The sequence below is a fragment of the Flavobacterium sp. ov086 genome, from assembly GCF_900187965.1.
Classification (GTDB): domain Bacteria; phylum Bacteroidota; class Bacteroidia; order Flavobacteriales; family Flavobacteriaceae; genus Flavobacterium.
The window spans coordinates 256,941-270,363 of the sequence record NZ_FZNL01000001.1 but is presented as its reverse complement, the minus strand read 5'-3'; the positions used below and the strand labels follow the sequence as shown (position 1 = coordinate 270,363).

6 protein-coding genes are annotated in these 13,423 nt (G+C 34.3%); 5 read left to right on the top strand and 1 reads right to left on the bottom strand.

What is annotated here, in order from left to right; all coding sequences use genetic code 11:
• Positions 1 to 46: 46 nt before the first annotated feature.
• The 5 genes from CHB81_RS01175 to CHB81_RS01155 all read left to right on the top strand — a co-directional run bounded on the left by CHB81_RS01175 (position 47) and on the right by CHB81_RS01155 (position 6,946).
• On the top strand, positions 47 to 568 hold the full coding sequence (locus CHB81_RS01175; RefSeq protein ID WP_089350056.1) for a YceI family protein: 522 nt from the start codon (positions 47 to 49) through the stop codon (positions 566 to 568).
• A gap of 107 nt (positions 569 to 675) precedes the next feature.
• A complete protein-coding gene (locus tag CHB81_RS01170) occupies positions 676 to 1,275 on the top strand; it encodes a TetR/AcrR family transcriptional regulator (RefSeq protein WP_089350055.1) in 600 nt (199 codons plus the stop codon).
• Between the two features lie 10 nt (positions 1,276 to 1,285).
• Positions 1,286 to 2,620: a TolC family protein gene (locus CHB81_RS01165; RefSeq protein WP_089350054.1), complete on the top strand. Its 1,335-nt coding sequence runs from the start codon at positions 1,286 to 1,288 to the stop codon at positions 2,618 to 2,620.
• A gap of 10 nt (positions 2,621 to 2,630) precedes the next feature.
• Complete coding sequence (locus CHB81_RS01160; protein WP_089350053.1) at positions 2,631 to 3,698, top strand: efflux RND transporter periplasmic adaptor subunit; 1,068 nt, start codon at positions 2,631 to 2,633, stop codon at positions 3,696 to 3,698.
• A 71-nt stretch (positions 3,699 to 3,769) separates the two neighbouring features.
• Entirely contained in the window at positions 3,770 to 6,946 is a 3,177-nt protein-coding gene (locus CHB81_RS01155; protein ID WP_089350052.1) for an efflux RND transporter permease subunit, read from the top strand.
• Positions 6,947 to 7,391: 445 nt separating this feature from the next.
• Here the strand turns inward: CHB81_RS01155 and CHB81_RS01150 are convergent, their stop codons facing one another.
• Entirely contained in the window at positions 7,392 to 13,319 is a 5,928-nt protein-coding gene (locus CHB81_RS01150; protein ID WP_089350051.1) for a T9SS type A sorting domain-containing protein, read from the bottom strand.
• Between the last annotated feature and the right edge of the window lie 104 nt (positions 13,320 to 13,423).

Sequence of the window (13,423 nt, the reverse complement as noted above, 5' to 3'; positions counted from 1 at the left end):
CATGATGAATTTGAGTAATTTATAACCTTACTAAAATCAGATATTTATGAAAACAACATGGACCTTAGATTCGAGCCAATCAGATGTTTTAATTAAAATGAGACATTCGATAATTGCCTATATGGGGGGAACTACAAATAAATTTGGTGGTTATGTAAATATAGAAGACAACGAAATCGAAGATGCTTCGGTAGAATTTTCTTTAGACATTAATAACAAAAAAGATAGCTTTCAGCAAATAGATACGTATTTACAACTTCAGGACTTTTTTGATGTTGATGAGCATCCAATCATTAGTTTTAAATCGACTTCATTTCAAAAAGTAAACAATAATATCAATTTCTTTAAAGGTGATTTAACGATAAAAGATGTTACCAGAGTAGTAGAACTTGATGCAGAATTCATTGGTGTGAATACATATAATGGAGAAAGAAAAGTAGCTTTTGAAATTAAAGGCGATATCAAACGTCAGGACTTCGGTTTAGATTATAATTCTTTTAATCATAATGGTGGTTTAGCATTAGGCAAGGATATTAAACTTATTGCAAATTTAGAATTTAGTATATAAATCTTACTTGGTGAATAAATTAATGTAAAATTATTACAAATATATTGGAAACTATTTTTCAGTTTTTAGTTTCCTAAGTATATTTGCAATGCAATTTGAAAATCAAAATGAAAGAGAAAATTATAGCAAAAGCTAGTGAATTATTTTTAAAACTTGGTTTTAAAAGTGTTACAATGGATGACATTGCAGGCGAAATGTGTATTTCTAAAAAAACGATTTACAAATATTTCTGTAATAAAGAAGTCCTGATCGAAGAGAGTACTTCGACTGTTCACAGACAAGTGCATGAGGTAATTGATACGATTGTCGCAAAAGGTTATAATGCAATTCATGAAAATTTTGAGATAAGAGAATCGTTTCAAAATATGTTCCAAAACAATATTGATACTTCACCTCTTTATCAGCTTAAAAAGCATTATCCTGAAATTTATCACAATTTAATGACGCATGAAATGGACCAATGCAATCATTATTTTAAGGATAATATCTTGAAAGGGATGAATGAAGGTTTGTATCGTAAAGATTTAAATATAGACATCTATGTCAAATTTTATTATACGCTGATTTTTCATATCAATGAAACTACAATTTCAGAAAGAGAAGCACAAAAAATAGAATTAGAAGCGCTGGAATATCACACCAGAGCAATGGCAACCGAAAAAGGAATAATCGAATTAGAAAAGCAACTTAAAAAAATTACTACTTAATCATCAATCTATGAAAAGAATAATTCTTATATTTTTGTGTACAATTGGCTTGTCTGCCAACGCACAAGTCAAAACATTAACCCTAAAAGATGCTATTACGTATGCGCTTCAGAATAAAGCTGATGCTAAGAAAGCAAAATTAGAGGTTGAAAATAGTGAGTATCAAATTCAGGAAGTACGTTCAAAAGCGTTACCTCAAATTTCTGCAAACGGAAGTTTAACTTATAATCCTGTAATACAAACTACGGTTATTGACGGAGCTGGTTTTGGTCAGCCGGGAACTACTATACAAGCGGCATTTGGTCAAAAATGGACTTCAGGTGCAGGGCTTTCGCTAACTCAGGCAATATTTGATCAATCTGTTTTTACAGGATTAAGAGCTGCAAGATCTACTCGTGAGTTTTATCAAATAAACGATCAGTTAACAGAAGAGAATGTAATTGAAAGAGTAGCTAATAACTATTACTCTGTTTATGTGCAACGTGAAAGATTGACATTATTAGACAGTAATTATGTTAATACAACTAAAGTTCGTGATATCGTAAAAGGACAATTTGATAATGGTTTAGCTAAAAAAATTGACTTAGATCGTATTATCGTAAAAATGTCAAATATTGACACAGAACGTCAACAAATTAAAAATCAAATTACACTACAGGAAAATGCTTTGAAGTTTTATATGGGTATGCCTATTGAAACTCAAATTGAGATTCCGATAGAAGAATTTGAAGTAATACCTGCTTCATTAACAGAAGTTCCTAATGTTGAAAACAGAACGGAATATTTGCTTTTGAAAAAACAAGAAGAGCTTTTAGTATTTAATAAGAAAGCTGTTGAAGCAGGATATTATCCAACACTTTCTTTAACTGCCGGTTACAATTATATTGGTCAAGGGCCTGAAATGCCTTGGTTTGCAAAACCTAAAGATGGAGTTTATTGGTCAGATTACTCTGCAATTGGATTGAATTTACATGTGCCAATCTTTACAGGTTTCGGAACTCGTGCTAAAGTAAGACAAGCCGATGTAAAGATCAGATCGCTTCAGGAGGATATCAAAGACACAAAACTTTCACTTGACTTAGATTACAGAAATGCAATGGCTCAAATTGAGAATAACCTTGTAACTATCGAAAATCAAAAAGAAAATATGCGTTTAGCATCTGAGATTTTAAGCAATACAAAAAACAATTACCTTCAGGGATTAGCATCATTAACAGATTTACTAGATGCTGAAAATGCATCACTTGAAGCACAGAACAACTATACCAGAGCAGTCTTGAATTACAAAATTGCCGAAGTAGCATTAATCAAATCAAAAGGCGAACTAAAAACTCTTATTAAATAACTAAAAAAAAATGAAGAAAGCAATTATAACAATCGTAATCATAATTGGAGCTCTAGCTTTGATTGGATTTGTCTTAAATAACAATAAGAAAGAGAACAAAGCTAAAACAGATATCGTAGCAGAAAAAAATGCTGCAGTTTCGGTTAAAGTTTCTCCTGTAAAAACAGAAGATGTTTCATTAGACTTTGTTGCAAATGGAAATTTTCAACCAATTCAGCAATTGACTTTCTCTGCTGAAAAATCAGGAAAAGTAATTAGTGTTTTGGCTAAAGAAGGAGACTATGTAAGAGTAGGTCAAACTTTACTGACAGTAAGAGGCGATGTTGTTAATGTAAACGCGCAAGCTGCAGAAGCCGCATATCAGAATGCAAAATCGGATTACAACAGATATGAAAATGCTTTTAAAACAGGTGGTGTTACCAAACAACAATTGGATCAGGCAAAATTAGCTTTAACAAATGCACAATCTCAATACACACAAGCTAAAATTGATGTTGGGGATACAAGAGTAAAAGCACCAATCAACGGATTCATCAATAAAAAATACATTGAACCAGGATCTATCTTAGCTGCAACGCCAGCTACTGCATTGTTTGATATTGTAAATGTTTCTAAATTAAAATTAGTAGTTACAGTAAACGAAAATCAAGTAGCTAGTTTAAAAGTTGGAAATAATATCAATGTAACTGCTAGTGTTTATCCTGATAAAACTTTCTCTGGAAAAATTACTTTTATTGCTGCAAAAGCAGATGAGTCTTTAAACTTCCCAGTTGAAATCGAAATCGCAAATAATACACACAACGACCTAAAAGCAGGTATGTACGGAACTGCAAATTTTGCATCAAACCAACAAAAACAACATTTGATGGTTGTGCCCAGAAATGCATTCGTAGGAAGTGTGAGCAGTAACGAAATCTTTGTGGTTAAAGATGGTGTTGCAAAATTAAGAAAAGTAACTGCTGGAAGAATTTTAGGAGATCAGGTAGAAATCATCAATGGATTAACTGACGGAGAAACTGTAGTTATTACAGGTCAAATTAACTTACAAGACGGTAATACAGTAGAAATTATTAAATAATTTAAAGCCTTAAGCTATACGCCATAAGCCATAAGCTTATTGCCTAAAGCCTGCAGCCTAAAGCAAAATATATGAAATTAGCCGAAATATCCATAAAACGTCCGTCGTTAGTAATCGTATTGTTTACGATTCTAACACTTGGTGGACTGTTTAGCTACAGCCAGTTAGGTTATGAGCTGATCCCGAAATTCGAACAAAACGTTATTACAATTTCTACTGTTTATCCGGGAGCTTCTCCAAGTGAGGTAGAAAATACCGTAACCAAGAAAATTGAAGATGCGATCGCATCCTTAGAGAACGTTAAGAAAATTGACTCGAAATCGTACGAGAGTTTGTCTATCGTTTCGATTACATTAACATCAAATGCAAAAGTCGATTTCTCTCTAAATGATGCACAGCGTAAAATAAACGCCATAATTAGTGATTTACCGGATGATGTTAAAACGCCGGCACTAACCAAGTTCTCGCTGAGTGATTTACCAATTATGACACTTGGTGCCAATGGAAAAATGGACGAAGCAGAGTTTTATGACTTAATTGACAAAAAAATTGCGCCTATTTTATCTCGTGTACAAGGTGTGGCTCAGGTAAATATCATTGGTGGTTCAGAACGTGAAATTCAAGTAAACCTTGATGCATTAAAAATGCAGGGTTATGGACTTTCTGTTCCTCAGGTGCAACAAAACATTTTGACATCGAACTTAGATTTCCCAACAGGAAACATCCAGACTCGTAATCAAAAAATATTAATTCGTTTAGCGGGTAAATATAAAAGTGTTGAAGAATTAAGAAACCTTGTAGTTTCGTCTCAAAACGGAATTCAGGTTCGTTTAAGTGATATTGCCGATGTTCAGGACACTCAAAAAATTGCTGAAAAAATATCACGTGTAGACCAGAAAAGTGCGATTGTTTTACAAATCGTAAAACAATCAGATGCAAATGCGGTTGCGGTAAGTGAGCATTTATTAAAAACAATTGCTACTCTTGAAAAAGATTATAAAGTAAACCAGTTGAAATTAGAAGTTGCAAAAGACAGTACCGTTTTTACTCTTGAAGCAGCAGATTCTGTAGTACACGATTTATTGATTGCGGTAATTTTGGTAGCTTTTGTAATGTTGTTCTTCTTACACAGTATTAGAAACTCATTGATTGTAATGGTGTCTATTCCGGCATCTTTGATTGCTACTTTTATCGGAATTTATTTTATGGGATATACCTTAAATTTAATGAGTTTATTAGGATTGTCTCTAGTTGTAGGTATTCTTGTGGATGATGCGATTGTGGTATTAGAAAACATCTACAGGCACATGGAAATGGGTAAAAACAGAATCCGTGCCTCTTATGATGGAACTGCAGAAATTGGTGGAACAGTAACTTCGATTACATTGGTAATCGTGGTAGTATTCTTGCCTATTGCGATGAGTTCTGGATTGGTATCAAATATTATTACACAATTTTGTGTTACAGTAATTATTTCAACGATGCTATCGCTTTTAGCTTCATTTACAATTATCCCTTGGTTATCATCTCGTTATGGTAAATTAGAGCACATTGAAGGAAAGAATTTATTTGGAAGAATTATTCTTGGCTTCGAAAGTTATTTAACACGTTTTACAAACTGGGTTTCTCATTTATTAACCTGGTGTTTGGATCATTATGTTAAAACTATTTTAGTTGTTCTTGTATTGTTCTTCGGATCAACAATAGGTTTAATGGGTGGAGGTTTTATTGGAGGAGAGTTCTTTGCTTCTTCTGATAGTGGAGAGTTCTTAGTTCAAATCGAAATGCCAAAAGATGCGTCGTTAGAACAAACGAACTTCATGACTCAAAAAGCAGAAGCTTATTTAAAAGCACAAGAATATGTTCACAGTCAAATTACAACTGTAGGACAAACTTCTGAAGGTTTTGGAGCATCGCAAGCAACGGCGTACAAAGCAGAGATTGACGTAAAAATGATAGAACAAAAAGATCGTACTGATGATGCTAACGTTTACGCAGCAAAAATCAAACGTAAATTAGAAAAAGTATTAGTTGGAGCAAAAGTAAAAACCGTTCCTGTAGGTATCTTAGGAACTGCTGAAGATGCTACGTTAGGATTAATCGTAACAGGTCCATCTACAGAAAGTGCTATGGCATTTGCTAAATTAGCTGAAGCTGAATTACGTACTATTCCTGGGACAACAGAGATTAAATTAACTGTTGAGGACGGAAACCCTGAGATCAACGTTAAAGTTGACCGTGATAAAATGGCTGCATTAGGATTAACACTTCAAACTGTTGGTTTAACGATGCAAACTGCTTTTAGCGGAAACACAGATGGTAAATACAGAGCTGGAGAATACGAGTACGATATCAATATTAGATATAATGCATTCGACAGAAAAAGTATTACAGATGTTAGTAACTTAATCTTTATTAATGCTGCAGGGCAACAAATTAAATTATCTCAATTTGCTACTATTACAGAAGGTTCAGGACCTAGCCAGTTAGAGCGTAGAGATAAATCTGCGTCGGTAACTGTAAAGGGACAAAACGTTGGAGTACCATCAGGAACAATCGTTCAACAATGGCAGGTTAAATTAGACAAGCTTAAAAAACCGGCAGGAGTAAACTATATCTGGGGTGGTGATCAAGAGAACCAATCTGAAGGATTTGGTACATTAGGAATCGCTTTATTGGCCGCTATTATTTTGGTTTACCTTGTAATGGTTGGACTTTATGATAGTTTCGTTCACCCGTTTGTGGTATTGTTTGCAATTCCGCTTTCGTTCATTGGTGCGATGTTAGCATTAGCTTTGACTAATAACTCATTAAACATCTTTACGATTTTAGGTATCATCATGTTGATTGGTCTGGTATGTAAGAATGCGATCATGCTTGTCGACTATACCAACCAACGAAGAGCTGCGGGAGAATCAATCAGAGCGGCATTAATTCAGGCGAATCACGCTCGTTTACGTCCGATCTTGATGACAACAATTGCGATGGTATTTGGTATGTTCCCAATTGCATTAGCATCTGGAGCAGGAGCCGAGTGGAAAAACGGATTGGCTTGGGTAATTATCGGAGGATTAATTTCTTCTTTATTCCTAACCTTGATTGTAGTTCCTGTAATTTATAATATCATGGAGAAAATAATTCATAAATTCTCTAAAGGAGAGAAAATTGATTACGAAGCTGAAATGGTTGCCGATTATGTGCATACAGAATTAAGCGAAGACGGTTTTAATCCTAAACATACCCATTAATTTTTGATTTAATTTAGATTGAAAAAATCCCAAATTCCTCACGGAGTTTGGGATTTTTTTTGATTAGTTATAAAATTTAGAATTGAAATTTATAAAGTTCAGAAGCAATACAATTCGCTTTTTAATAGACATAGTTTCCGCTTTCGGCTTTATCTTTTTACGGTGAAGATCCCGAAGCCTCGGGACATCTCAAAAAAGGATACCGCTTCAAACGAAGTTCACTGAACTCCTATGAAAATAAATGTATAAATGTTAAGTGAAGTAATCTGGGCTAGCCTCAAACATTTGGCTTCTTTTAAACAATAAAAAAAATCCAAACTCCTACCGATATTTCGGAATTAGAGTTTGGATTTTTTTATTGATTCTTCTCAATCTGAAATTTCAGTCAAGATTGGAATTTGATCCTGAAGCCTCGGGATTAAATATTGGAATTTAAAAAAAACCGTTATTTCTTCACAAGTTTAACAATTTTCACTTGTCCTTCAGATTTTACTTTCAAGAAATACAATCCCGAAGAAACATTTGATAAATCAATTTCAGAATGATCACTATCTATTCTTTTAGATAAAATACTTTGTCCGGAAGCAGCATATATTTCGATTTCATCAATCAGAGCAGTATTGTTTATCGTCAATATATGCTTCACAGGATTTGGATAATACTTGAAATTAGGAAGTACAAAATCCGGTGTCGAAAGTGATCCATTTGATTTAGCCGTAACAGCAAGACGTTCTTTGCTTTCCACTCCGTTTATGGTTTGAGAAGCATAATAAGTCACACCGTCCACAAGAACAGTTGTTAATGGCAATGGAGTTTCATTTGTTTTGTTATTTTTTCCACCAGAAGGATTTTGACTGCTATACCATTGAATATTTTCTCCTTCAACGATTAAGTCTGCCAGGGTTTGTCCAGGTTTAAATTCAATAGTTGTTGCCTCTTTTCCTTCAACCAAAGGTGCTGGAGGTTCAATAACAAAACTTAATGTTATATAACATCCGCTTGGATCCTGAACAATTACACTGTAATTACCAACTTCTAAATTTGTGAATGTATTACTTGATGTAAATACATTAAAATTAGGTGAAATAGCATATAAATAAGAACCTAAACCACCAGCAACAGTAATTGTCGCTGTATGACCTTCTACATCCACAGAAGCAATAAGAGGTTCCGGTTGTTTTAATTCTACAGCTACCATTACGAGACACCCATTAATGTCTCTGGCAGATATAGTATGAGTACCTGCAGGGACAATAAAAGTATTACTAACTTGAAATGGACCGCTATTCAAGGAATAGTCATATGGAGCACGACCACCGGAAACAGTAGCTTCTATTGTTCCGTTTTGAGAGCAAGTTATTGACGAGACAACTGTCGCCACTAAACTTAAAGGATCTAACGGAGACAAAACAGCAACAATTGATGTGATGTTGTTTTGAGCATCACGCACTTTTATTTCATAATTTCCAGAAGTGAAAGTAGAAAATATGTTGGAAGTTGTATAAGTAATTCCATTATCAAAAGAATACGTGTAAGGAGCAGTTCCTCCAATCGCAATTACCGTTATAATTGCCGGGTTGCTACAACCCACAGGAATTACGGTATAGGTTGCCACAAGAGGTGATGTTACTAAGATATTAATTCCAGATTGTAAAATTATACATCCACGTGAATCAGTCACCTTTACGGAATATGATCCCGGTGTTAAATCTGTAAATACATTAGAAGTTTGTGTCGGGACTACAATTGATCCATTATTATTTTGAAGAGAATAAGAATAAGGAAAAGTTCCTCCAAAAGCTGTAACAGTTATGTTTCCGCCGTTAGTAGTAGTTGCATTTATAACACTTGTAGTTACTGCTAAAAGAGTAGGTTGTAGTATTGTTATTGTTGTGGTAGTAGTGCATCCAACAGCATCTTTTACCGTTACATTGTATTGTCCGGCAGTTAGATTACTGAAAACTTTAGAGGATGTAAATCCGTTTCCTATTGAATAAGTATAAGGAGCATTTCCTCCCGTTGCAGCCGCTACTACTGTCCCATCCTGAGCTCCGTTACAATTTACATCAGTTTTAGTCAAATCGAGTGTTAATGGAACGTATGTTTTTACTTTATAATAAAACTTACTTGTATTACCAATAGCATCTTTTGCATAAAAAATATAATTCAAGCCTGATTTTAAATTTGCAACGCCAGTAATTGATCTATAGGTTTCACCTAAATCAACCGAATAAAGATAAGGCGGTACACCTCCCGATGCGCTAATATTTAAGCTTTCTCCCGTATTTTCGCAAGTAATAGGAGTAACATTACTTATGCTTATTAAAATTGGTTCCGGAAGTACGAGTGTCGCATCTACGCTTTCAGACTCGCAACCATTAGCATCTTTAGCAGTTATAGAATAAGTTCCCTCAGGCAATCCGATATAGCCTATTGAAAGTGAATTGTCAAATATTACTTTACCTGTAGCACTATCTTTAACTTTATAGGTATATGGAGTAACACCATTACTGGAACTCATTGTTATTACTCCGGCAACATAACCTTCAGAAGTTTCATATGAAACAGTAGCAGTTGTTTTTACAGGAACATATGGTTTGACAATAAAATAAGATTGAGCTTCGTTACCAATCGCATCTTTTAATAGTATTGAATAAGTGCCCACAGTTAAATTGGTTAGTCCCGGATTGTTAGTTGTATAAGTAACACCACTATCATACGAATAAAGATATGGCGCAACACCTCCGGAAGCAGTTACAACCAATGAAGCATTTTTTATACAGCTAATAGGTGTTTTAGCAGCATTCAATACAATTGGATTTGTTATCGTAACATTTACATTACTATTAGTCACTTTACATCCGTTTGCATCTGTAACGCTAATTGTATAATAGCCTTCGGCCATACCGCTATAGATTCTGATATTTTGATTTAAGGATACTTGTACACCTCTTGTGTCATTTCTTACAGAATAAAGATAAGGAGCTTTCCCTCCGGAAGCATTTAGTTTTATAAGTCCGCCAATTGATCCATCATTATTTATAGATTTTACATCAACATCAAGTACTAAAGCATTCGGTTGAGAGATCGTTGCAGAAGATGAAGCGACACATCCTTTGTTGTCTTTAACATATAAAGTATAAACTCTGACAGCTAAATTAGAAAAAGTATTATTTGCTGAATAATTACTATCATCTATAGAATAAGTATATGGATATGTACCACCAGAAGCATTTACCGTTATTGCTCCTGTTGCGGAATCATAACAGGTTGCATTGGTAATATTTGTAACAATAGCTATGGCTGCAGGTTGTGTAATTACTGCAGGTAAAATACGAACACATCCTTGTTTGTCTTTTACTGAAACTACATAATTACCTGCAGCTAAATTAGTAAAGAGATTACTTGCTTGGTATGTAGTGCCAATGGAATACGTATAAGGAGAAACTCCACTACTTGCTAAAACTCTTATTGATCCATTATTGCCGCCGAAGCAAGTTACATTTGTAATCATATTACTTATAGATATAGGATTATATGACGGAATATTGATTACTTTTTGAACGATACAGCCAGCTGAATCCCTAATGTTTATAATATAATTTCCGGCAGCAGATACGTAAAAAACATTTATAGCGCTATAAGCTCCATTATTTATTGAGTACTGATAGGAAGCAGTTCCGCCAGTTACAGTAGCTTTAATACTGGCACTGCCGTTACAATCCAAAGGTTTAGTAATAGCAAGAGTTGCAACTAATTGAACAGGCGGATTTATTACAATTGTATTCGTGTTTGAAAATGTATTTGCAACATCTTTTACAATTACATTATAGGTTCCCGCAACGACATTAGTAAAAACATTGCCAGATTGGTAAGTTGCTCCCCCATCTATAGAATAAGTATAAGGAGATTGTCCTCCGATAGCTGTTGCAGTTATTGTTGCATTACTAATACAATCTAACGTTTTTGTAATAACTGCTGTAGAAGTTAAAGGACTTGGATTTTTAACAATTATTGTAACAGAATTAAACTCGCATCCATTTGCATCTCTTACTTTAGCAATATAGGATCCGGCTTGTAGTCCCATAAAAACATTAGATAATTGAAAAGGGCCACTTGGTAATCCAAGATCGGCTGCAATTGAATAGACATATGGAGCAACTCCTCCGAAAGGATTCACCGTTATTTCTCCATCATTACCATTCGCAGAAGCAGCTTTAACTACTGTAGAAGCTGATAAAGCATCTGGTTGTGATATTGTTACCATAAATGTAAAGAGACATCCATTATCATCTTTTACATTTATAGTATAATTTGAAGCTGCTAAATTATTGATTACATTACTTGAACTATAAGGATTATTATTTAAGGAGTAAGTGTAAGGAGCTTTTCCACCCGTTGCCGTTATTTGTACAGATCCGTCATTAGATCCTATACATCTTACATTTGTATAAATAAAAGAAGCTGTTACTGGACTAGGTGTTTGTAATGTAATTGTATTTGAATTTGAAATCGTATTTTCAGCATCCTTTACTTTTATAGTGTAGGTTCCGGCAGATATATTAGTAAAAGTATTAGTCGATTGATAGGATATTCCTCCATTTATTGAATATATGTATGGAGGTTTACCACCTGCAGCATTAACAGTTACTGAAGCGCCACTAATACAATCCATTGCTTTAGTGATAATTGTAGAACAAGTTAAAGGATTTGGAACTGTAATTGATGTTGCGAATGTTTTTATACAGCCGTTAAAATCTCTTACTTGTACCGTATAATTCCCTGAAGTTAAAACTTTAATAATATTACTAGTCTGATAAGGACCGCCATCTAAAGAATATTGATAAGGAGCAGTTCCTCCAGAGGGAGTTAAGGTTATATCCGCACCTGAAATGGATAAAAGTGCAGTTAAAGCAGTTGTTGGCTGATTGATGATGTGATTAATAGTTGACACACAATCGACAGCATCTCTTACTTTTAGCGTATAAGTCCCGGCAGTAAGTCCGTCGAATGTATTACTAGTTGCATAAGCACCATCGTTTATAGAGTATTGATACGGAGCTTTTCCACCAGTAGCATTAACAGTTACAGAGCCAGAATCGCCGTTGCATAATATTGAAGTATTTGAAGCAGTTGCACTTAAAGGCAAAAACGGATCTATTGTAACATTAAAAATTGAAGAAACACAATTTTTCTGATCTTTTACAGCGACACTATAAGTACCGGCAAGAAGATTAGAAAAAGTATTGTTAGAGCTATAATTTATTCCGCCATCGAGAGAAAAAAGATAAGGGCCTTGTCCTCCGGTAGCGATAACAGTTATAATTGCATTATTAGAACAGGTTATAGGTGAAACTGTAGTATTTACACCTATTGGAAAAGGTGGATATATTACAATTGGAGTTCCATTTGAGACTGTATTTACAGCATCTTTTACCGCTATATTATAAGTTCTTGCAGGCAGATTACCAAAAACATTGTTTGTTTGAAATGTAGCCCCTCCATCTATAGAATATTGATAAGGGAGTTGCCCTCCGGATGCAGTAACAGTAAATACAGCACCGCTATTACAATCAACTTCTTTAGTAACAGCAACTGTAGCATTCAAAGGAGGCAGAACAGTAACTGGAACCATTACTATACAGCCATTAACATCTCGCACCCTGGGAGCATAATTTCCAGGAGTGATAACCTGAAAAACATTGCTAGCTGAATAACTCATTCCGTCTAAAGAGTATTGGTAAGGCACAGTTCCTCCTGTAGCGGTAACAATTACATTTTGATTAGAAACCGTACTAGTTGCAACTAAAACAGTTGGTTCTGTTATTTGAAAGGCTTGTTGCATTGATGGACAACCCAAAGCATCTTTTAGTATTATCGTGTGAGTACCCGCTGGTAAATTATTAAAAACACCAATTGGATTACCAATATAAACAGTAAAAGGACCTCCATCTAAACTATAAGCATAAGGAGTTTTACCTCCGGAAGGAACTACAGTTAAAGAACCGTCATTTTGCCCATTACAGCGAGCCGGTGATGTAACAGTTGTTAAAGTTAAATCTTGATATACCTTTATATTAAAAAACTTTGTTGTAATAGTTCCTTGATTATCTATTCTGGCATAAATAGTTTTAGACAATGCCGAGCTAGTATAGGCTGTTGGTTGTGCAATTGCATTTATGTTGGCAGTTGCATCTTCAGCACTTAAGTGATAACTAATTGTAGTTTCAGCAGGGTTTAAATTACCGAGTAAAAGGGACTGATTAACCGTTAAATCAAATTGGGTATCTCTGAAGCAATGCTCTATATCATTGACCTGAGCATAAAAATAATTGGTAAACAGTAAAAGAAAAAAAAGTAAAGTTTTTTTCATACGTATAGGATTGTTAAAATGTTTTAACAAATATATGTAAAAAACTCAATTACGATAAATATAAAATAATTATTGTTAAAAAGTAAGGAATTCAGTTTTGAAGC

Bases quoted from the DNA above. Each gene is read 5' to 3' on its own strand.
- CHB81_RS01175 (WP_089350056.1), top strand. From the start codon at position 47: ATGAAAACAACATGGACCTTAGATTCGAGCCAATCAGATGTTTTAATT.
- CHB81_RS01170 (WP_089350055.1), top strand. From the start codon at position 676: ATGAAAGAGAAAATTATAGCAAAAGCTAGTGAATTATTTTTAAAACTT.
- CHB81_RS01165 (WP_089350054.1), top strand. From the start codon at position 1,286: ATGAAAAGAATAATTCTTATATTTTTGTGTACAATTGGCTTGTCTGCC.
- CHB81_RS01160 (WP_089350053.1), top strand. From the start codon at position 2,631: ATGAAGAAAGCAATTATAACAATCGTAATCATAATTGGAGCTCTAGCT.
- CHB81_RS01155 (WP_089350052.1), top strand. From the start codon at position 3,770: ATGAAATTAGCCGAAATATCCATAAAACGTCCGTCGTTAGTAATCGTA.
- CHB81_RS01150 (WP_089350051.1), bottom strand. From the start codon at position 13,319: ATGAAAAAAACTTTACTTTTTTTTCTTTTACTGTTTACCAATTATTTT.